Here is a 20,676-nt window from a genome sequence, read left to right as displayed (position 1 = left end):
TTTTAAGCGTACAATAAAGCCTCTAAAAAATACCCATACACGTTGCCCAGGAGACCCCAATGTTAGAACGTAGCATGAATATTTCGGACTTTGATCCAGAGTTATTTGACGCGATGAGCAAAGAAACATCACGTCAGGAAGAGCATATTGAGTTAATTGCATCTGAAAACTACTGTAGCCCACGCGTACTTGAAGCGCAGGGTTCTCAGCTGACTAACAAATACGCTGAAGGTTACCCGGGCAAACGTTACTACGGTGGCTGTGAGCACGTAGACGTGGTAGAGCAACTTGCTATTGACCGCGCAAATGAATTATTTGGTACAGATTACGCAAACGTACAGCCTCATGCCGGTTCACAAGCGAATGCTGCTGTTTTCCAAGCTCTTTTAAGCCCACTTGATACTGTATTAGGCATGAGCCTAGCGCACGGTGGTCATTTAACGCACGGCTCACACGTCAACTTCTCTGGTAAAACATACAACGCAATTCAGTATGGCCTTAACGAAGAAACTGGCGAAATTGATTACGCACAAGTTGAAGCGTTAGCACTTGAGCACAAACCAAAAATGATTATTGCTGGTTTTTCTGCATACTCAGGTATTGTTGATTGGGCTAAGTTCCGTGAAATTGCAGACAAAGTAGGTGCTTACTTATTTGTTGATATGGCGCACGTTGCAGGTTTAATTGCTGCGGGTGTTTACCCAAGCCCAGTGCCATTTGCTCACGTTGTAACAACCACAACACACAAAACATTAGCGGGTCCTCGCGGTGGTTTAATCATCTCTGCGTGTGGCGATGAAGAAATTTACAAAAAGCTAAACAGCGCTGTTTTCCCAGGTGGCCAAGGTGGTCCTTTATGTCATGTTATTGCTGCTAAAGCGGTTGCATTTAAAGAAGCACTTCAACCTGAGTTTAAAACATACCAAGCACAAGTTGTTAAAAATGCACAAGCAATGGTTGCCGTATTACAAGAGCGCGGCTACAAAGTAGTATCGGGTAAAACTGACAACCACTTATTCTTACTTGATTTAATCGACAAAGATATCACAGGTAAAGATGCAGATGCTGCCCTAGGTAATGCGAATATCACGGTTAACAAAAACTCAGTACCGAACGATCCACGTTCACCATTTGTTACCTCTGGTCTGCGTATTGGTTCACCAGCAATCACTCGTCGTGGCTTTAAAGAAGCTGAATCAAAAGAGTTAGCGGGCTGGATCTGTGATGTACTAGACAACATCGAAGATGAGTCAGTACAAGCGCAAGTAAAAGAAAAAGTGAAAGCAATTTGTGCAAAATTACCTGTTTACGCTTAATCCAAGAGTAAAATAGTAATTTAGATCACAACTGCACACATTTTTGTTATGATAATGGCCGCTATGATAGCGGCCATTTTTTGTTTTTAAAACGGAAACACACAGTTATGCATTGCCCTTTTTGCACCGCCAAAGATACTAAAGTTATTGATTCTCGCCTTGTAGGTGGGGGACACCAAGTACGTAGACGTCGTGAATGTAATGAATGCCACGAACGATTTACCACCTTTGAAGGGGCTGAATTAGTGATGCCACGGGTCATCAAGCAAGATGGCAGCCGCGAACCGTTTAATGAAGATAAGTTACTAAATGGCTTAACTCGCGCCCTCGAAAAACGCCCCGTAAGCACTGAGCAAGTTGATGAAGTGGTTAATATTATTAAGTCGCAGTTACGTGCCACTGGCGAACGCGAAGTGTCTAGCCATTTGGTGGGTGAGTGCATTATGGAAGCGCTTAAAAAGTTAGATAAAGTGGCCTATGTAAGATTTGCCTCTGTATATCGCTCGTTTGAAGATATACGCGAATTTGGTGAAGAAATAGCCCGCTTAGGGGAATAGTAATGACCAAGCAAAGTTCGTTTTCAGAGGATGATAAACGCTACATGGCTCGCGCTATTGAACTGGCAAAAAAAGGGCGCTTTACGACAACCCCTAATCCTAATGTTGGCTGCGTACTCGTAAAAAATAATAAAATAATAGGTGAAGGGTTTCATCAGTTAGCGGGTCAAGGTCATGCAGAGGTAAACGCACTGGCTATGGCTGGTGAAAATGCCAAAGGCGCAACCGCTTATGTAACACTTGAGCCTTGCAGTCATTATGGTCGAACACCGCCATGTGCTGAAGGGCTAAAAGCAGCCGGTGTTAAAAAAGTGATTGCCGCAATGGTTGACAGCAACCCGCAAGTTGCAGGCAAAGGTCTGAAAATTTTAGCGGATGCTGGTATAGAAGTCGCTTACGGGTTACTTGAAGCGCAAGCTCGCGCATTAAACTTTGGGTTTTTTAAGCGCATGGAGCAGGGATTACCCTTTGTGACTTGCAAAATGGCCGCAAGTATAGATGGTAAAACGGCGCTTAAAAACGGGCAAAGTAAATGGATAACTGGCCCCGCAGCGCGCCAAGATGTGCAACTATACCGAGCACAAAGCTGTGCAATTTTAACCGGTGCCGATACGGTATTAATGGATGATGCAAAATTAAATGTGCGCCCAGAAGAGTTACCGTATTCTTTACCAACTGATTTACCACTGCGCCAACCGGTTCGCGTTGTTATTGACTCACAAAACAGACTTACCCCTGATCTTGCCTTATTTTCAATTCAAAGTGAGGTGATAATATTTACCACCAAGGTTGATAAATCGCATCAGTGGCCTCATTTTGTTAAACAGATTGAAGTACCTGAAAATAATAATAAAGTAGATTTACTGGCCGTGTTACACACGCTTGCCCAATTGCAGTTTAATAATGTGTGGCTAGAGGCCGGAGCGACACTGGCCGGTAAAATGACAGAACTTGATTTAATTGATGAGTTTATTTTTTACATTGCTCCTAAATTAATGGGCAGCGATGCTAAAAGTTTACTAAATTTCCCAGAGTTAATGAGTATGCAAAATACCATTAATTTAACTTTTAATGAGTGTGTGCCAATCGGTGATGATTTACGTATCACAGCACACAAAAAAGCTCATTAATCATTTTATATAAAGAGTAGCACTATGTTTACTGGAATAGTTGAAGCGACAGGTAAAATTGCGTTATTACAAAAAAAACAAGGTGATTTAGCTATTCGTATCCAAAGTAAAAACCTTGATATGAGTGATGTTAAGTTAGGTGACAGTATTGCAACCAATGGTGTCTGCCTGACGGTTGTTGATAAGCATATTGATGGCTTTAGTGCAGACTTATCAAATGAAACGATTAGCTTAACAGGGTTTGCACATTACGCATTAGGGCAAACCGTTAATCTAGAAAAGGCGATGCAACCTGTCTCGCGTCTCGGTGGTCATTTAGTGTCTGGCCATGTAGATGGCATTGCCACTATCACAGCGATTAATGCCAATGCGCGAGCAACAGAATATTGGTTAGCCACCGATGAAAATTTAATGAAATACATTCCTTACAAAGGGTCGGTTTGTATTGATGGTATTAGCCTGACGGTTAATGCGGTTGAAGGTAATAAATTTAAACTGACGATTGTGCCGCATACCAGCGGGCAAACGACCATAGCTGACTTTAAAGTTGGCACCCAAGTTAATTTAGAGGTCGACCAAATAGCACGTTATTTAGAGCGCCTAGTTAGAGGGGCTGAGCAACCTACGGGTTCAGATATTTCGATGAGCTTACTCGCTAAAGCGGGCTTTATAAAATAACGACATTGACAACTTATACGAGCAACTTATGAATTTAAACAGCGCACAAGAAATAATTGATGACATTAAAGCCGGTAAAATGGTTATTTTAATGGATGATGAAGACAGAGAAAATGAAGGCGATTTAATTATTGCTGCTGAACACATTAGTGCAGAAGCGATTAACTTTATGGCGACTCATGGCCGTGGACTAATTTGTTTAACGATGACTCAAGAGCGTTGCTCGCAGCTTGATTTACCATTAATGGTAAAAAATAATGGTGCCGCATTCTCAACTAATTTCACTATGTCGATTGAAGCATCAAAAGGGGTTACCACAGGTATTTCTGCAGCGGATCGTGCCCGCACTGTTCAAGCTGCCATCGCGAAAGGCGCTGTTCCAAGCGATATTGTACAACCAGGTCATATTTTTCCTATTATGGCGCAACCAGGCGGCGTGTTAACACGTGCCGGGCATACAGAAGCAGGGTGTGACTTAGCGCGTTTAGCAGGGCTTGAGCCATCATCAGTGATTGTAGAAATCCTAAATGAAGATGGCACCATGGCGCGTCGTCCTGATTTAGAAGTATTTGCTAAGCAACATGATATTAAAATTGGCACCATTGCTGATTTGATCGAGTACCGCAACCTAAACGAAACCACAATTGAGCAAGTTGCAAAATGTAAATTGCCAACTGAACATGGTGAGTTTGACTTAGTGACATACAAAGACACCATTGATGGGCAGTTACACTATGCATTGCTTAAAGGTGAAATAAAACAACAAGAACCGACCTTAGTACGTGTGCATTTACAAAGTACCTTTAACGATATTTTACTCTCTGATCGCAATGCTGACCGTAGTTGGGGTTTATCGCAAGCAATGGCTTATATTGCTGAGCATAATGGCGCCTTAGTTATTTTAGGTAAGCAAGAAAGCACTGAAGAGTTAGAAGCCACAGTGAAAGCATTTGCCGCAGCTGATGCGGGTGAAAATGTGACGCCACGTAAATTTCAAGGTACTTCGCGCACCGTAGGTGTGGGTTCGCAAATTCTGGCTGATTTAGGTATTCAAAAAATGCGTTTGATGAGTTTACCTAAAAAATACCATGCATTATCAGGGTTCCATTTAGAAGTGGTTGACTACGTAGAGCCACAATAATTACGCGCTAGGTTATTATTTTATTTATGTGGTATAATGCGCATCAATTTTTGCGCAACCGAAATGAAATCGCTTAAACTTATTTTTAGGGTTATCAAATGAAAATTATTGAAGGTAATAAATACGCTCCAGGCAAAAAGTTTGCCATTGTCATTTCTCGTTTTAATGACTTTATTGGTAGTAGCTTGCTTGCAGGTGCTGTTGATGAGCTAAAACGTACTGGTGGAGTATCAGAAGACGATATTACCGTGATTTATGTACCCGGTGCGGTTGAATTACCTTTAGCAGCGAAACGCGTTGCAGCAAAAAAAGAATATGATGCAATTATCGCCTTAGGTGTGGTGATCAGAGGGGGCACGCCTCACTTTGATCTCGTCGCTGGCGAGTCAAATAAAGGGCTTGCACAAGTATCACTTGAGTATGATATCCCGGTTGCATTTGGCGTATTAACCACTGAAAGCATTGAGCAAGCAATTGAGCGCGCAGGTACCAAAATGGGTAACAAAGGTGGCGAAGCTGCTTTAGGTGCGCTTGAAATGGTTAATGTGTTAGATAAAATTTAAGTTTAAGGAATTTTTGTGAAACCAGCAGCAAGACGTAAAGCACGTATCTTAGCACTTCAAGCCGTGTATTCATGGCAATTAAGCGGCAATGCAATTGCCGATATCGAACAACAAATGTTGATCGAAAACGATGTGACTAAAATTGATGTTGAATATTTTAAAGATTTAGCGCGTGGAGTTGCCGTAAATCATAAGCAACTAGACGAAGCTGTATCGCCTCATTTAACTCGTCCATTTGATGAATTAGACGAAGTTGAACGTGCAATCTTACGTTTAAGCAGCTACGAGCTTAAATTTCGTGAAGATGTTCCTTACAAAGTGGCTATCAATGAAAGCATTGAATTAGCGAAAATGTTTGGCGCTGAAGATAGCCATAAATTTGTAAACGGTGTACTTGATAAAGCTGTAAAACAGTTACGCAAGTCATAACAACTTAAGCTGCATATTAATTTCAGTGAGTTGTTATAAATAACCGTTAAAAAGGAGAGCCGGCATAGGTCGGCTTTTTTGTGTATGAAGGAATTTGAATTAATTAATCACTACTTTAAAGGTCGCGGTATCACTCGTCGCGATGTTAATTTAGGGATTGGAGATGACTGTGCGCTTGTCACTGTACCAGCAAACTGTCAGCTTGCTGTAACAACAGATACCTTAGTTGCTGGGGTGCATTTTTTTCATGATATCTCTCCTCGCGCATTAGGGCATCGAGCTCTGGCAGTAAATTTAAGTGATTTAGCTGCCATGGGTGCAGAGCCTACATGGGTATCGGTTGCACTCACGTTGCCAAGTATCGATCCACAATGGATTGCAGAACTGACTGACGGTATGCATGAAATTGCTGAGTACTTTAATGTACAAATTATTGGTGGCGATACGACTCAAGGCCCACTCAGTATTACTATTTGTGCAAAAGGCACGGTTCCTGAAGGTAAAGCACTGCGTCGAAGTGGCGCAAAAGTGGGCGACTGGATTTTTGTAACCGGACCGCTAGGTGATGCTGGTTTGGCTATTGAGTCAAAAAAACAAGGTTTGCCAGTTGCACCTGAACATTTAAAGCATATTAATAAATGTTTAAACTTTCCAACGCCACGCGTGGCCGCCGGACAAGCTTTGCGTGGCTTAGCGTCATCAGCTATTGATATTTCAGACGGTTTACTTGCTGATTTAGGTCACATTTTGGATTTGTCACAGGTCAGTGCAACAATCAATATTGAAAATGTACCTACTTCTGATGCGATGCAAGCGAGTCTTGATTTTGAGCAACAGCTTCCTTTTATACTCAACTATGGCGATGACTATGAACTACTTTACACTGTCCCAGACAGCAATAAGAGTATGCTCGATATTAAGTTGCGCCAATACGGTGTAGAAGCAACCTGTATCGGCCAAATCAAAAGTGGTGACGGGAATATAGAATTATTACACCAAGGTGAAAAGTTTGTTTTTGAGCACAAAGGCTTTGAGCACTTTTCCAAGGAGCAGGTTTGAATAAAAACCGATTATTTAATTTAAAACGCCCACATCAATTTTTTGGTTTGGGTTTTGGTACAGGGCTTGCGCCTAAAGCCCCAGGTACATTTGGTACTTTAGCGGCGTTACCGTTTATTTTTATTACCATGCATTTTCCGTTATGGTTACAAATTGTATTTGCGGTGGTGATCAGTATATTTGGTATTTGGGCATGTGGAAAAACAGCTGATGACCTCCAAGTTCATGACCACCCCGCTATTGTTTGGGATGAAGTCGCTGGTTACTATATAACGATGATTGGTGCAGCACTGAATTGGCAAACATTATTAGTGGGCTTTTTACTATTTCGCTTTTTTGATATAGCAAAGCCAGGGCCGATTCGTATACTTGATAAACGTGCTCATGGTGGGTTTGGTATTATGGCCGATGATGTACTTGCAGGTATTTTTTCGCTTATTTGTTTGCAAGCATTGATAAAAGTAGGTTTACTACCCTTTTAATTTATTATTTGTTTAACTAGGTGGCAGCACTATGATGCGATTTTTATTGGTTTGTGTACTCTTGATGTGTGCCATGCCAAGTACGGCTTCAATTACTGATTACGTAGTTAAACAATGGAACATTAAAGACGGACTTCCCTCACAATCCCTCAAAAGTGTGGTGCAAGATAACCAAGGCTACATGTGGCTTGGTACGCAATTCGGATTAAGCCGATTTGATGGTAACACTTTTACTAATTACAACACTCAAAATAGTCTGTTTTTACCCAGCAATGGCATCAATAAATTACTGATTGATGGCCAAGGACTATTATGGATAGGCACGAAAAACGGCCTCGTTGTTATAGACCCAGAAAAGCTAACCGCACAAGAGTTTAATATTAAAGGCCCTGTTAGAGATATTCTTGAAGACTCTAAAGGCAGTATTTGGATAGCAGCTAATGGGCTTTATTACATAGACAGAGGCCAGATAGAGCTGCGCGACCAGCTAAACAATCCGAGCCCTATCGTAAATGCCACTGCGATCACCCAAATAGTAGGGTCAGTCAGTAAAATGGCGCTCTCACCAGAGGGAATTTGGCTGGTTAACGACCGTAATTTATTACGCCTGACGCAAAGCGCGTCTGATTTTTCTAAATTGCGCTTAGAGCTTACCGCTAAAGTGGCCTTGCCTGATCGTTTAGCACAAACAATTGTTCACGACTTATCCTTTTTAAATGGCAATTTATATCTTGCTTCTGAGCTAGGCGCTTACTTTTTAGATTTAGATGATGAGCTACGCCCATTTCCGCTGCCTAACGCTAACAACTCAGCCGTTTATAAGTTTATGAGTGATGGCAATGGTGGCTTGTGGGTATCGACTTATGGGCGCTTATTGTTCAGAGGGAAGTCGGATGATTGGCAATGGGTTGAGCCCAGTCAATTAGATCAAAGTATTTGGTTTGCCGATATATTTAGAGATGATGAAAATAATATATGGTTAGCGAGTTTTAGTGAGGGACTTTGGCTTGCTCACGAAGGGCGAATAGAGCGCCATTCAGCCATTTCTAAAATGACCGAAGCGGTTATGGCCATTAGTAAATCACCAGATGGTAAGTTATGGATTGCCAACAAAAGCGGCGTAGGTTATTTCGATGCCGATAAAACGTTTATCAATGTCATCAACAGTACCAAGTATGGTAACGCCTCAGTACATGACTTACAGTTTGACGGCAATCGTCTTTATGTTGCCACTGGTAGAGGTTTGTTTTTCTACGAGTCGAATACCTTATATAGTTTCCCTGCCCGTGCGCTAAGTGATAATCCTGTATTTGCTATTAGTACGTCGACTAAAGGCGGCTTTTGGGTGGGCACTGGGCGAGGCTTATATCGTTTAAATTACAACGGGTTAAACCCTTTTGCGTACAATGCTTTTTTAGGCAGTAAGTTTGTAACCTATGTTTTAGATAAACCAAATTTTGGGGTGATTGGTACCAGTAAAGGGGCGTATTACTTTACTGAACGCGGGATAGAAAAAATAGGCGACCAAACCACTTTGGAAAGTGCGTACGTTACTAGCATTTTACACATTAAAGGCGTGGGGATTTTAATTGGCTCGTTGAATGATGGTTTGTTTTATCGCAGTGGACAAGGGCAGTGGCAGCAATTAGATGCCGCCAATGGGCTGCCATATGGTTCTATATTTAGTCTTGAGTACGATGATACTACAAAACGCATTTGGGTAAGCACCATGAAAGGGGTTTATCGCATGCCAGTTGAGCAATTCAAAGCCAACATTGAAAGCCTAAAAGTGGAGGAAGTGATCTCTTCATTTGATCGACAGCTCGATGGTAAAGCAAGTCAATGCTGTAATGGTTTAGGCCATGATGCGGTGGTTGATATGGATAATTCAATTTGGTATCCCAGCTTGCAAGGCGTTGTAGAAATTCCTAAAGACGTAGAATTATTTGGACTGCGTTCACTTAAACCAACTATAGAAACTTTAACCACGCCATCACGAAAACTTGCTGCGGCTGCGTTAGGTAAAAAGCCAGTACTTAAAACTGACGAGCGTGATGTAACGCTTACCTATACCGCTATCGATTATTATGCACCTGCAAGTATAGAGTTTAGGTATAAACTCAATGGACTTGATAATGATTGGCGCTATGCAAATACCCGCCGAGAAGCAATTTACACTAACTTACCAGCAGGTATGTTTTTATTTGAATTAGAGACAAAACGTCAAGGTGAAGATTGGGGCAAAGCGCAATCGGCCGAATACGCTTTTGTGGTGCCTGAACGATTTGGTGAAACTATATATTTTAGATTACTGATCACCAGTGGTTTTGTGTTGCTCTTTTATTTGGTGTTTTGGGTATTTAAAGTTCAAGAGCGACGTAAGCAGCAGGTTCTTGAGGGGCTTATTACTGAGCGAACCCTTGAGCTTCGCCAAGCAAACGATAAATTAAACCAAGTAAACTCTCAGCTTAAACTTGTTAGTCACTCTGATGAGCTAACAGGGCTGAGAAGTCGCCGTTTTTTGTTTGATCAACTACCAAAAGATATTGAGCATTTTCAGCGTAACTCGCAGTCATTGCAGGCTCAAGGTAAATCGTTGGTGTTGTTAATTATTAATTTAGATAACTTTAGCCGCATTAACGATGCCTATGGTCCTATTGCTGGAGATAGCTGTTTACAACAAGTAGCGGCATTACTTAACTCGCGTACCCAAGGTTCTGATTATGTTGCCCGTTGGAGTGGTGATGAGTTTTTACTGTTATTGCGCGATTTTAAATGTAATTTAATCGACAGCTATGTATATGAATTATGCCAAGCAATTGCTGATTATTCGTTTCAGCTTCCTAACGGTGAAACAACCAATATAACAGCGTCAGTCGGGTGGTCGTTCTATCCGTTACCTCTCTTAGGTGGGCAAGTTATTAGCTGGGAAACATCAATTAATCTAGCTGACATAGCATTACATCAAGTTAAAAAACGCGGCGGCGATGGCGTCGCTAATATTACCTTTGACGAGCAATTAGATGCATTTGAGTTTGAGCAAAACCCCAATGTTGAACAGCAAATTGGTTTGTTACAAAGCAATGGTCTAGCCGATATTAAGGTATGGATGCGCTAGAGGTTATAGATGAGCAATAAAAAAGGAGCCAATGGCTCCTTTTTTATTAAACACGATAAGTGTTAGCTCATAAATGATTTAATTGAAGTTAAAATACCGTGTTCACCTAACCCCATTTCATCGTGCATTTGCTGTTGTGTGCCATGTTTAATGAATTCATCAGGAATACCTAAGTTAAGCACTTTTACATCGGCTTTAATGCTCGATAAATATTCATTAACTGCAGAGCCTGCACCGCCCGCAATCGCGTTATCTTCTAGGGTTACAATAATATCGTGATCATTAATCAGCTCATCAATTAATGCCGTATCAAGTGGCTTAATAAATCGCATGTTTACTAGAGTGGCATTGAGCTCATCAGTGGCAAGTTGTGCGTTTTCAAGCAAGGTACCAAATGACAATATAGCCACTTTAGTACCTTTTTTAATTACATTTGCTTTACCCATTTCAAGTTGTTGCATAGTGCTTTGAATGTCTGTTGAGCCTGCACTACCACGCGGGTAACGAACAGCAACAGGACAATTAGCTTGATAGCCTGTATAAAGCATATGACGGCATTCGTTAGTATCACTTGGGGCCATAATGACCATATTAGGTATACAGCGCATAAAGCTTAAGTCGTAGGCGCCTTGATGGGTTTCACCATCGGCTCCAACAATACCGGCGCGGTCTATAGCAAATAATACCGGTAGGTTTTGCAGTGCAACGTCGTGAATTAGTTGATCGTACGCGCGTTGTAAAAAGCTAGAATAGATAGCCACAACGGGCTTTAAGCCCTCACAAGCAAAACCTGCAGCAAGAGTAACAGCGTGTTGTTCTGCTATTGCTACGTCAAAGTATTGTTCTGGATACTCTTTAGAAAAACGTACCATGCCTGAACCTTCACGCATAGCTGGCGTGATTGCCATGAGCTTACTGTCTTGCTCGGCCATGTCACAAAGCCAATCACCAAACACATTTGAGAAAGTCGCCGCACCTGGCTTAGATTTTGGTAAGCTTGATGTTGCAGGATCAAATTTTGGTACGCCATGATAACCAATCGGATCGGCTTCGGCAGGCTTGTAACCTTTGCCTTTCTGGGTTTTTATATGTAAAAGCTGTGGGCCTTTTAAGTTACGCATATTGCGCAGCGTATCAACCAACATATTCACATCATGTCCATCAATTGGGCCAATGTAATTTAGACCTAATTCTTCAAAAAAAGTACCCGGGATCATCATCCCTTTAATGTGTTCTTCCATACGGCTGGCAAGCTCTTTTACCGGCGGTACACCAGAGAGCAGCTTTTTACTGCCTTCGCGGATGTTGGTATAAAAGCTACCTGATAAAATACGCGCAAAATGATTGGTTAACGCACCGACATTTTCAGATATCGACATTTCGTTATCGTTCAAAATGATCAGCATGTCTGATTTAACATCGCCAAGGTGGTTCATTGCTTCAAAGGCCATACCAGCAGTAATTGCGCCATCGCCTATTACCGCGACTGTTTTACGCCCTTTGCCTTCTTTTTGTGCAGCAATAGACATACCTAACGCCGCAGAAATTGAGGTACTTGAATGGCCAACACTAAAGGTGTCGTATTCACTTTCATCTCTAAAAGGGAAAGGATGCAATCCGTCTTTTTGGCGAATGGTATGCATTTGATCACGACGGCCAGTCAGTATTTTATGCGGATAAGCTTGATGACCCACATCCCAGACCAAGCGGTCTTCGGGTGTGTTGTATACATAATGTAGTGCAACGGTAAGTTCTACGGTTCCTAAACCAGACGCTAAATGACCGCTACTTTGCGATACCGAATTGAGTAAATAGTCACGCAATTCATGGCTAAATGCAGGAAGCTTATCTTGTGCTAAGTCTCGCAAGTGGGCTGGTTCGTTCACCAAATCAAGTAATGGATACTTGCTGCTATCAAGTGTCATGGTTTTTTATATATCCTTCGCTAATATTAACCCTCCTCAAAACAAACGAGGTTTAAAAGGCGACTTAATATTCAGTAATAATTTTATACTAAGAGTTAATACGTTTTAGCTGTATTTAATGGTCACGTTCAATTAAATAGTTAGCCAATGCCGCTAAATCTGTTGTGTCTGCGTCAATGTTAGCTAATGCCTCATGGGCTTGTTGTATTAAATTTTGTGCTTTTTGCTTAGCGCCTAGCATACCTAATAAAGCGGGGTATGTCGCTTTATTCGCTGCAATATCTGACCCTTGTGGCTTGCCTAAAGTAAGCGTATCACCCTCAACATCTAAAATATCGTCATGAACTTGAAATGCAAGCCCTATAGCGTATCCAAAAGTTGATAAGTTATCTAAAGTTTGTTGGCTTGTATTAGGAGCGCACAGTGCGCCAAGAGTGATCGCACAATTTATTAGCGCACCGGTTTTAAGTTTATGAATGCGTTCTAACTCATCAACAGTAATAACCTTATCGGTTGCTGCAATATCGCGGCCTTGTCCGGCAACCATACCTTGTAACCCCGATGCATGCGCTAGTGCTGCGATCATTTTTAATTGTGCTTCAGTCGAACATTTAAATGTGTGCTTAGCAATAAGTTCAAATGCTAAAGTTTGCAGTGCATCTCCAGCTAAAATCGCTTGTGCTTCACCATATACAATATGACATGTAGGGCGACCACGGCGTAAATCATCATCATCCATAGCGGGTAAGTCGTCATGCACTAATGAATAACTATGAATACATTCAATGGCTGCGGCAAGTACATCTAAATCACGCTTGTCAGCACCGAGTATTTTACCTGTGGTGTACACTAAAAACGGGCGCAGTCTTTTACCACCATTCATTACACTGTAATGTGTGGCTTCTTTTATAGTATTGTCGCTTTCAAGAGGTTGTTCAAAATAAAGGTTGAGCGTATTAGCTACATCATCTTGAGCGAGTTTTATTTGTTCTTTTATGCTCACGATTATTCCATATCGTTATCAAAGTGAGTAAGCGGTGCTTTTTCGTCATTACCCATTAATATCGACACCTTTTGCTCAGCTTGTTGAAGTTTGCCTGAAGATGCGCTCGCAAGTGCAATACCGCGCTCAAATTGCTTTAAAGACTGTTCAAGCGATAAATCACCTTGTTCCATTTCACTGACAATTGTTGTTAACTCTTCTAGTGCTTGTTCGAAACTTAAATTTTCAGGTTTTTTAGTCGCCATCTTTATTTTCAACTTACATAATAAATTTAGACGCCAATTTTAGGGGGAATGCTAAACTAGGTCAAAGAATGATATTGTTTTTTGATAGATAAATGCTGTTGATTGGGTTTTATTGCGTTTCAACGTTATTTTTTAAAATTATTAATTTTGATTAATTAGATTGATTACCTATGTTGATCTAAAATATAACTAATCTTAATTTTACCGTTTATCATAAAAATCACTTAAGTATTTCAGTATCTTGCCGATAAACAATTAATAACAACGCTTGCGAAGAAAAAATATAAAACCTTTGGAGGGAATGTGGATTTAGCAACCATTATTGGGATCCTTGGCGCAATTGGCTTAATTGTCATGTCCATGTTTATGAGTAGTAGCGGTGAAGTCGCTATGTTTTACAATACCCCTTCTGTGGTTATTGTATTTGGTGGTTCCCTTTTTATCGTTTTATCTAATTTTACCATGTCGCAATTTCTTGGCATTGGTAAAGTATGTGCAAAAGCGTTTATGTTTAAAATTGAGCCTCCTGAAGCATTAATCGAAAAAGCGGTAGAATTAGCTGACTCTGCTCGAAAAGGCGGGTTTTTAGCCTTAGAAGAAGCCGAAATCCCAAATCCTTTTATGCGCAAAGGCGTTGATATGCTAGTAGATGGGCATGATGCTGATGTGGTACGTGCAACATTACAAAAAGATATTTCGTTAACCACCACTCGCCATGAAATGGGGGCAACCTTATTTAAATCATTAGGTGATATTGCACCTGCAATGGGGATGATCGGTACGTTGATAGGCTTAGTGGCTATGCTCTCGAACATGGATGACCCCAAAGCTATCGGACCGGCAATGGCGGTTGCGTTGTTAACCACATTATACGGTGCGTTTTTAGCAAACGTTGTAGCCATTCCTATTCAGGTAAAACTTGAACTGCGTAAAGACGAAGAGGCCATGAATCAGCGCTTAATTTTAGATGCAGTATTAGGTATTCAAGACGGGCAAAATCCTAAAGTAATTGAAGGGATCTTGAAAAATTATCTAGCTGAATCAAAACGCGCAGTCAATACTGAGGAATAATTATGTCAGATGAAGAGTGCAAATGCCCACCTCCAGGACTTCCTGCGTGGATGGGAACGTTTGCCGATTTAATGTCATTATTAATGTGCTTTTTCGTACTTTTACTCGCATTTTCTGAAATGGATGTACTTAAATTTAAACAAATTGCAGGCTCAATGAAGTTTGCTTTTGGTGTACAAAATAAAATAGAAGTAAAAGACATTCCAAAAGGGACATCTGTTATTGCTATGGAGTTTACGCCGGGTAAACCTGAGCCAACTCCTATAGAAACCATTCAGCAACAAACGGTTGAAATGACCCAACAAATGCTTGAGTTTCAGGCGGGAGATGAAAGCTCCGCAGGTGGACGTCAAGAGCAACGTGGTGAAAAGCGAGGTGGTGAATCAAGCAGTACCTCAGAGGAAGTTGCTGCAGCTACGGCAGTGTCTGCTGCTGATCAAGAGCAAATAAATGACTTAGTTAAAAAAATTGCGCAACAGCTTGAAAAGCAAATTATTGATGGGGCTATTGAGCTTGAATCTTTAGGGCAGCAAATCATAATTCGTATTAGAGAAAATGGCTCGTTTCCATCGGGGAGTGCATTTTTACAACCACAATTTAAACCTATCATTCAAGATATTGGCCGATTACTTAAAGATGTACCCGGTGAAATTACGGTGTCTGGCCATACGGATGATTTTCAGGTATCCAACGAGCTTTACATTAATAACTGGGATTTATCATCTAAACGCGCAGTTGCGGTAGCGAGTGAATTACAAAAAGTTCCAGGTTTTGATAAAACCAGAATGATGGTGGTAGGACGTGCAGAAACGCGACCTTTAGTACCTAATGATTCCCGCGAAGATCGCAGACGCAATCGTCGTGTAGAAATATCTATTTTACAAGGTAAGGCAAAAGAGTCAGCGCCAATTGATGTAAGATAGAATGACTTGGCTATGTACCTTTTTTAGCATAGAATGCAACATTCTTAACAAATGTAATGGAGCGAATATGTTAACTAAGTATTGTAATATGCCTGGTAACGGTACTGGCGATGACGATGATAAAAAAACGAATTTTACCAAGTAATCATGCCTGATTGGTTTGATAAAATCTTAGAAATTTTAAACAGTAGCTGGGTGCTTATTTTGAGCCCAGCTATTTTTGTTTTTTATTTACGAAAAGATCTCTGTGCTTTAAGGTTTACTTTATTAACGGCTTCTTTTTTTCTTTTTGGTGCTTTAATTCATTCATCGCTCAAAGAGTTTGATGACGGCACTTACATATACCGTTATGTAGTTTGGGCATTAAACGATCTATCTTGGATGGCTTTGATTGCTTATTTAGGTATCAAAGATAAAGTTTATTTGTGGCAATGCGTACTGGGTCAGCTTGTGGTTATTGGTGCACCCATTTTACAATTATTTCGTTTAGTTGACCGCCATCTTTGGGAATTATCATATAGCACTTATATGTATAAAACTTTACTGCCACTCATTAATGTTGGCACAGTTATAGTGTGTTACCTGCCTCTTTTATATATTTTTGTTAATAAGCGAAATAAAGCTTTAAGTTAGAAATTATAAAAAAATCCCCCGTTTTAAACTGATATGCTAAACTACTGTCTATATGAACAGTGTTAGGGTGTGGTTATGAAACTTTATATTGCTGAAAAACCTTCATTAGGGCGTGCTATTGCAGATGCGCTTCCAAAACCTCATAAAAAACACGATGGTTATATTGAAGTGGCGAATGGTGATTGTGTGTCTTGGTGCATAGGTCATTTGCTCGAGCAAGCAGAACCTGATGACTATGATGAACGTTTTAAAAAATGGCAATTTGAGCATTTACCTATTGTGCCTGAACACTGGCAATTAAAAGCTAAAACAAAAACCCGTAAGCAGCTTACCATTTTAAAAAAATTAATTAAGCAGGCTACAACACTCGTGCATGCTGGCGATCCTGATCGTGAGGGTCAGCTACTGGTTGATGAAGTAATCGAGCAAACAAAAATTAGTCAAACCAAAAAGCAAAGTATTCAACGCTTATTGATCAGTGATTTAAACTTAACTGCGGTAAAAAAATCACTCAACGCTATGCGGGCTAACCGTGATTTTATCCCTTTAAGTGTATCTGCTTTAGCGCGGTCTCGTGCTGATTGGTTGTTTGGTATGAATTTAACGCGAGCTTATACGCTAGCTGGGCAAAAAGCGGGCTTTGGTAATGTGTTGTCGGTTGGGCGAGTACAAACACCTATTTTAGGTTTAGTTGTAAATCGTGATAATGAAATCGCAAATTTTGTATCCAAACCATTTTATGAAGTACTTGCTCATCTTGTTACACCTGAGCAGCAATCATTTACTGCTAAGTGGATACCGAGTAAAGCGTGCGAACCATATCAAGATGAAGAGGGCAGAGTACTTAATAAAGCCTTAGCCGAAAATGTGACTTCACGCATTGCTAATCAGCCCGCAAATGTAACAGCGCTTGAGCAAAAGCAAAAAAAACAAACCGCGCCTCTTCCTTATAACTTATCTGCTTTACAAATAGATGCTGCTAAAGCTTTTGGGATGCCAGCACAAAAAGTACTCGATATTTGCCAAGTTTTATATGAACGTCATAAATTAATTACCTACCCACGCTCAGATAACCGTTACTTACCGAGAGAGCATCACCAAGACGCACCTGCTATTTTAAAAGCGATAGCCGTAAATGGTGGGCAGTCAGTAGAGCTGGTAAATGAGGCAAATGCAAAACAACGTAGTAAATGTTTTAATGATGCAAAAGTGGCCGCTCATCACGCCATTGTGCCGACAGCTAAACAGTTAAAAAGTGTGAGTTTAGCCAATGATGAAGCAAAAATTTATCAGTTAATAAGTCGACACTATTTAATTCAGTTTTATCCCGACTACATTTACAACGAAAGCAAAGTAGAGGTAACCATAGCCGGTGGTTTATTTAAAGCAAGTGCAAAGCAAGATGTAAGCTTAGGTTTTAAATTGCTCATGGGTAAGTCGGAACTTAAAGAAGAAGCTACATTACCTTATTTAGAAAAAGGCATGGCACTTACTTGTACTAAAGGTGAAGTGGTGCAAAAGCATACATCTCCTCCGGCTCATTTTACCGATGCAACCTTACTTGCTGCTATGACGGGAATTAGCCGTTATGTAAAAGACCTGCAAATCAAAAAAATATTAAAAGAAACAGATGGCCTCGGTACAGAAGCAACGCGTGCAGGCATTATTGAGCTGTTATTTAAACGTCGCTTTTTAAAACGTGAGGGAAAAGCAATTAAAGCAACTGAAACAGGTCTGGCATTAATTAGTGTATTACCAGAGGGGTTATCAAGCCCCGACTTAACTGCAAAATGGGAGTCGAGTTTAGGTGATATTGCACAGCAAGCAATGAGTTATCAGCAGTTTATACAACCTTTATTAGCCGATTTAACTAATTTTGTAAGCCAAGCGGCGAACTGCAATAGTCAGGCATTTGCACTGTTACCTAAAACGTCACCTAAAAAGCGCTTTGCCAAACGTACAAAAAAAGCGCCGTATAAAAAGTCGAGTTATAAAAAAAGCCCTGCGGTAAATTAATCGCAGGGCTTACATATAGCGTTGGAGGTTACTGATTGAATAGTGCCACAGCGGCGTTACTCATTGCCTTTATTCCTGTAGGCAGTGCTACTTTATAATCAGGCGCAAATTTACTTGAATGTAACGAGGGCAGTGTTTCGTTATTTTTTATTGCCTTGGCGTACTGCTGTTGGTTAACGCCACCTAGCCAAAATAAGGTGATAGGAATATTTTCGTCGGTGCGCCCGTATAATCCAAAGTCTTCACCGGCCATTACCGCTTCTGTTTCGAGCACGTTTGCATCACCTATCGCACTTTTTATAGCGTTTCGAACAAGGTTAGTTTGTACTGGGTTATTGTAAGTTGATGGAATTGATTCATCTTCATGAACTTTCACTACAGGGTAGAGAGATTCCTCGAGGCCTGCACTTTGTGCTAAACCTGCAGTAATACGTTTAATTGCCGCTATTTGTGCGTTACGTACATCTGGATTGTAGCTGCGTAGCGTAAGTTGTAACTTAACTTCATCAGAAATAACATTGTGTTTAGAGCCACCATGAATGGAACCCACCGTTATCACTGAAGGTTCAAGTGGAGAAAGCTCTCGACTAGTAATTGTTTGTAGTGCAAGTATTGTTCGAGCTGCGATGATCACAGGGTCAATAGTTGTATGCGGGTAAGCACCATGGCCACCTTTGCCTTTTATACTAATATCAACAGAATCAACACTGGCCATGGTGTATTCATTTTTCATTGCCACTTTACCCGCAGCAACGCTAGCGCTTACATGCAAAGCAATAATATGATCTGGTTTAGCGTATTTGTTAAATAATCCTTCCTTGAGCATTGCTTTTGCACCACCGCCTACTTCTTCAGCGGGTTGAGCAACCATCATTAAAGTACCTTGCCACTTATTTTTATGCGTAATTAATTGCTCTGCAGTGCCAATAAAAGAGCTCATATGAATATCATGACCACAGCCATGCATAACGCCAACTTCACTACCTTGATCATTAATTGTGGTAATAGTTGATGCGTAAGTTTTGCCTGTTTGCTCTGTTATAGGCAGGCCATCGGTATCAGTTCTGATCATGACGGTAGGGCCTTGACCATTTTTGTAAATTCCGACTACACCATAACCACCTACATTATCGGTTACGTCAAACCCTAATTTCTGAAGTCGTTCAGCGATTTTTTTACCTGTTTGCTTTTCCTTATATGACAATTCAGGTGATTGATGTAGGTCTAAGTAAAGTTTTTCTATTGCCAGCATGCTGGTATCAAGATCCAACTTAAGTGCTTGCGCATTCAATAATGGGCTGACTAATAAACACAATGCACTTACATACGCTAATTTCATATTTCCCTCACTACCTTCTATTGTATTTAAATGATTTAAACAGATGACTTGTAATTATTATCTTCATCACCATATAAAAACCTAAATAGATGAACATGGCAATAATTCAATGAGCAATATAGTTAGTCTTAACGCACAAAACCTTCAGCAAGTATTGGGTGAAACATCACAACAAAAGTTAGTACTACTTAACTTTTTTTCTCCACAAAGCCCAGAGTGTATTAGCCAAGCAGCTATTTTAGATAAGTTAGCTGCTGAATACAGCAACTATATAGTAGTCGCAAACTTAGACTGCGATGCAGAGCAGGCACTTGCCTCTCAACTTGCCCAACAAGTTGGATTGCAAACCTTACCTACTTTAGTATTATTAAAAGACTCAGCTCCAGTTGATGTATTAGCGGGTGCTCAAACAGAAAGCCAAGTTCGTGATGCATTATCTAAACATTTACCAGCTCAACAAGACTTATTATTAGAGCAGGCTAAGCAAGCACTGATTAATAGCGACTTAAATGCCGCGTTTACTTATGCCAAACAAGCGTATGAACTTGATAGTCGAAATGCGAGGATTAAATTAGTACTGGCAGATATATGTATACAAATCCACAAACTCGATGAAGCCGCTGCGTTAATAGAAACAATAGATGTAAAAGAGCAAGATGCATACTTTAATAATATTAAGGCAAAATGTGAGGCCGCATTAGAGGCAACCGATTCACCGCAGATAAAAGAACTTCAAGAAAAAGTCGCTAAACATCCAAATGAACTTGATTTGCAAATGCAGCTAAGTAACCTTTTAAATGAAGCGGGAAGGAAAGAAGAGGCATTAGAAGCACTCTTTACTATCCTTAAAAAGGATCTTAACTATGATGAAGCCAAACCAAACTTCTTAGCAATAATCGCCTCTTTACCTGACGGCGATGCATTAGCCGCTAAATATCGCCGCAAGCTCTATAGTATTTTATATTAACGGCTAATTAGAACCTTTATAAAAGCATCTAACTAAAGATGCTTTTTTGTTTTCTACATTTAAAAAGAGGACAAATGCAGG

19 protein-coding genes are annotated in these 20,676 nt (G+C 40.5%); 15 read left to right on the top strand and 4 right to left on the bottom strand.

Annotated features, from left to right (window positions below):
- Positions 1-59 precede the first annotated feature (59 nt).
- The 10 genes from glyA to ACTRWE_RS09420 all read left to right on the top strand — a co-directional run bounded on the left by glyA (position 60) and on the right by ACTRWE_RS09420 (position 10,473).
- Positions 60-1,316, top strand: a complete 1,257-nt coding sequence (gene glyA, locus ACTRWE_RS09465; protein WP_013464229.1) for a serine hydroxymethyltransferase — start codon at positions 60-62, stop codon at positions 1,314-1,316.
- A gap of 107 nt (positions 1,317-1,423) precedes the next feature.
- Positions 1,424-1,873: a transcriptional regulator NrdR gene (nrdR, locus tag ACTRWE_RS09460; protein ID WP_010390928.1), complete on the top strand. Its 450-nt coding sequence runs from the start codon at positions 1,424-1,426 to the stop codon at positions 1,871-1,873.
- A gap of 2 nt (positions 1,874-1,875) precedes the next feature.
- Entirely contained in the window at positions 1,876-3,003 is a 1,128-nt protein-coding gene (ribD, locus tag ACTRWE_RS09455) for a bifunctional diaminohydroxyphosphoribosylaminopyrimidine deaminase/5-amino-6-(5-phosphoribosylamino)uracil reductase RibD (protein ID WP_462879904.1), read from the top strand.
- Positions 3,004-3,027: 24 nt separating this feature from the next.
- Positions 3,028-3,681, top strand: coding sequence for a riboflavin synthase (locus tag ACTRWE_RS09450; RefSeq protein ID WP_128583396.1), 654 nt, complete (start codon positions 3,028-3,030; stop codon positions 3,679-3,681).
- A gap of 28 nt (positions 3,682-3,709) precedes the next feature.
- Positions 3,710-4,822 carry a bifunctional 3,4-dihydroxy-2-butanone-4-phosphate synthase/GTP cyclohydrolase II gene (gene ribBA, locus ACTRWE_RS09445; protein ID WP_013464232.1) on the top strand — a complete coding sequence of 371 codons (1,113 nt, stop codon included), beginning with the start codon at positions 3,710-3,712 and terminating at the stop codon, positions 4,820-4,822.
- A 98-nt stretch (positions 4,823-4,920) separates the two neighbouring features.
- Positions 4,921-5,385 carry a 6,7-dimethyl-8-ribityllumazine synthase gene (ribH, locus tag ACTRWE_RS09440; RefSeq protein WP_008110216.1) on the top strand — a complete coding sequence of 155 codons (465 nt, stop codon included), beginning with the start codon at positions 4,921-4,923 and terminating at the stop codon, positions 5,383-5,385.
- 15 nt (positions 5,386-5,400) lie between these two features.
- Positions 5,401-5,814, top strand: a complete 414-nt coding sequence (nusB, locus tag ACTRWE_RS09435; protein ID WP_008110215.1) for a transcription antitermination factor NusB — start codon at positions 5,401-5,403, stop codon at positions 5,812-5,814.
- An 84-nt stretch (positions 5,815-5,898) separates the two neighbouring features.
- Positions 5,899-6,873, top strand: coding sequence for a thiamine-phosphate kinase (thiL, locus tag ACTRWE_RS09430; RefSeq protein ID WP_008110214.1), 975 nt, complete (start codon positions 5,899-5,901; stop codon positions 6,871-6,873).
- Positions 6,870-7,355, top strand: a complete 486-nt coding sequence (locus ACTRWE_RS09425; protein WP_008110211.1) for a phosphatidylglycerophosphatase A family protein — start codon at positions 6,870-6,872, stop codon at positions 7,353-7,355. Before thiL ends, ACTRWE_RS09425 begins: the two co-directional genes overlap by 4 nt.
- A 31-nt stretch (positions 7,356-7,386) precedes the next feature.
- Positions 7,387-10,473: a diguanylate cyclase domain-containing protein gene (locus ACTRWE_RS09420; RefSeq protein WP_462879903.1), complete on the top strand. Its 3,087-nt coding sequence runs from the start codon at positions 7,387-7,389 to the stop codon at positions 10,471-10,473.
- A 62-nt stretch (positions 10,474-10,535) separates the two neighbouring features.
- Here ACTRWE_RS09420 and dxs read toward each other — a convergent pair whose 3' ends face one another.
- The 3 genes from dxs to xseB all read right to left on the bottom strand — a co-directional run bounded on the left by dxs (position 10,536) and on the right by xseB (position 13,646).
- Positions 10,536-12,398: a 1-deoxy-D-xylulose-5-phosphate synthase gene (dxs, locus tag ACTRWE_RS09415; RefSeq protein ID WP_350607947.1), complete on the bottom strand. Its 1,863-nt coding sequence runs from the start codon at positions 12,396-12,398 to the stop codon at positions 10,536-10,538.
- Between the two features lie 115 nt (positions 12,399-12,513).
- The gene (gene ispA / locus ACTRWE_RS09410; RefSeq protein ID WP_013464235.1) at positions 12,514-13,401 is read right to left on the bottom strand and encodes a (2E,6E)-farnesyl diphosphate synthase; all 888 of its coding nucleotides are present in this window, start codon (positions 13,399-13,401) and stop codon (positions 12,514-12,516) included.
- Between the two features lie 2 nt (positions 13,402-13,403).
- Positions 13,404-13,646 carry an exodeoxyribonuclease VII small subunit gene (gene xseB / locus ACTRWE_RS09405; protein ID WP_262976184.1) on the bottom strand — a complete coding sequence of 81 codons (243 nt, stop codon included), beginning with the start codon at positions 13,644-13,646 and terminating at the stop codon, positions 13,404-13,406.
- 303 nt (positions 13,647-13,949) lie between these two features.
- Between xseB and pomA the strand changes: the two genes are divergently transcribed.
- From pomA to ACTRWE_RS09385, 4 genes are all read left to right on the top strand, one after another.
- Positions 13,950-14,717, top strand: coding sequence for a flagellar motor protein PomA (gene pomA, locus ACTRWE_RS09400; protein ID WP_016900636.1), 768 nt, complete (start codon positions 13,950-13,952; stop codon positions 14,715-14,717).
- A 2-nt stretch (positions 14,718-14,719) separates the two neighbouring features.
- Positions 14,720-15,640: a flagellar motor protein MotB gene (locus ACTRWE_RS09395; protein ID WP_028834921.1), complete on the top strand. Its 921-nt coding sequence runs from the start codon at positions 14,720-14,722 to the stop codon at positions 15,638-15,640.
- A gap of 147 nt (positions 15,641-15,787) precedes the next feature.
- Positions 15,788-16,273 carry a hypothetical protein gene (locus tag ACTRWE_RS09390; protein ID WP_462879902.1) on the top strand — a complete coding sequence of 162 codons (486 nt, stop codon included), beginning with the start codon at positions 15,788-15,790 and terminating at the stop codon, positions 16,271-16,273.
- A gap of 75 nt (positions 16,274-16,348) precedes the next feature.
- Positions 16,349-18,289, top strand: a complete 1,941-nt coding sequence (locus ACTRWE_RS09385) for a DNA topoisomerase III (RefSeq protein ID WP_013464239.1) — start codon at positions 16,349-16,351, stop codon at positions 18,287-18,289.
- 28 nt (positions 18,290-18,317) lie between these two features.
- On the opposite strand, the gene ACTRWE_RS09380 is transcribed toward ACTRWE_RS09385, so the two are convergent.
- The gene (locus tag ACTRWE_RS09380; RefSeq protein ID WP_462879901.1) at positions 18,318-19,628 is read right to left on the bottom strand and encodes a M20 metallopeptidase family protein; all 1,311 of its coding nucleotides are present in this window, start codon (positions 19,626-19,628) and stop codon (positions 18,318-18,320) included.
- 109 nt (positions 19,629-19,737) lie between these two features.
- Between ACTRWE_RS09380 and ACTRWE_RS09375 the strand changes: the two genes are divergently transcribed.
- Positions 19,738-20,595 (top strand): tetratricopeptide repeat protein, encoded by an 858-nt coding sequence (locus ACTRWE_RS09375; RefSeq protein ID WP_013464241.1) that lies wholly within the window; start codon positions 19,738-19,740, stop codon positions 20,593-20,595.
- Positions 20,596-20,676: the final 81 nt, after the last annotated feature.

This window comes from Pseudoalteromonas sp. G5_S1_54_S4 (assembly GCF_054968565.1).
The sequence above is the reverse complement of the archived record's forward strand: the minus strand, read 5'-3'. Positions and strand labels throughout refer to the sequence as shown.

Bases quoted from the DNA above. Each gene is read 5' to 3' on its own strand.
- glyA (WP_013464229.1), top strand. From the start codon at position 60: ATGTTAGAACGTAGCATGAATATTTCGGACTTTGATCCAGAGTTATTT.
- nrdR (WP_010390928.1), top strand. From the start codon at position 1,424: ATGCATTGCCCTTTTTGCACCGCCAAAGATACTAAAGTTATTGATTCT.
- ribD (WP_462879904.1), top strand. From the start codon at position 1,876: ATGACCAAGCAAAGTTCGTTTTCAGAGGATGATAAACGCTACATGGCT.
- ACTRWE_RS09450 (WP_128583396.1), top strand. From the start codon at position 3,028: ATGTTTACTGGAATAGTTGAAGCGACAGGTAAAATTGCGTTATTACAA.
- ribBA (WP_013464232.1), top strand. From the start codon at position 3,710: ATGAATTTAAACAGCGCACAAGAAATAATTGATGACATTAAAGCCGGT.
- ribH (WP_008110216.1), top strand. From the start codon at position 4,921: ATGAAAATTATTGAAGGTAATAAATACGCTCCAGGCAAAAAGTTTGCC.
- thiL (WP_008110214.1), top strand. From the start codon at position 5,899: ATGAAGGAATTTGAATTAATTAATCACTACTTTAAAGGTCGCGGTATC.
- ACTRWE_RS09420 (WP_462879903.1), top strand. From the start codon at position 7,387: ATGATGCGATTTTTATTGGTTTGTGTACTCTTGATGTGTGCCATGCCA.
- dxs (WP_350607947.1), bottom strand. From the start codon at position 12,398: ATGACACTTGATAGCAGCAAGTATCCATTACTTGATTTGGTGAACGAA.
- xseB (WP_262976184.1), bottom strand. From the start codon at position 13,646: ATGGCGACTAAAAAACCTGAAAATTTAAGTTTCGAACAAGCACTAGAA.
- ACTRWE_RS09395 (WP_028834921.1), top strand. From the start codon at position 14,720: ATGTCAGATGAAGAGTGCAAATGCCCACCTCCAGGACTTCCTGCGTGG.
- ACTRWE_RS09390 (WP_462879902.1), top strand. From the start codon at position 15,788: ATGCCTGATTGGTTTGATAAAATCTTAGAAATTTTAAACAGTAGCTGG.
- ACTRWE_RS09385 (WP_013464239.1), top strand. From the start codon at position 16,349: ATGAAACTTTATATTGCTGAAAAACCTTCATTAGGGCGTGCTATTGCA.
- ACTRWE_RS09380 (WP_462879901.1), bottom strand. From the start codon at position 19,628: ATGAAATTAGCGTATGTAAGTGCATTGTGTTTATTAGTCAGCCCATTA.
- ACTRWE_RS09375 (WP_013464241.1), top strand. From the start codon at position 19,738: ATGAGCAATATAGTTAGTCTTAACGCACAAAACCTTCAGCAAGTATTG.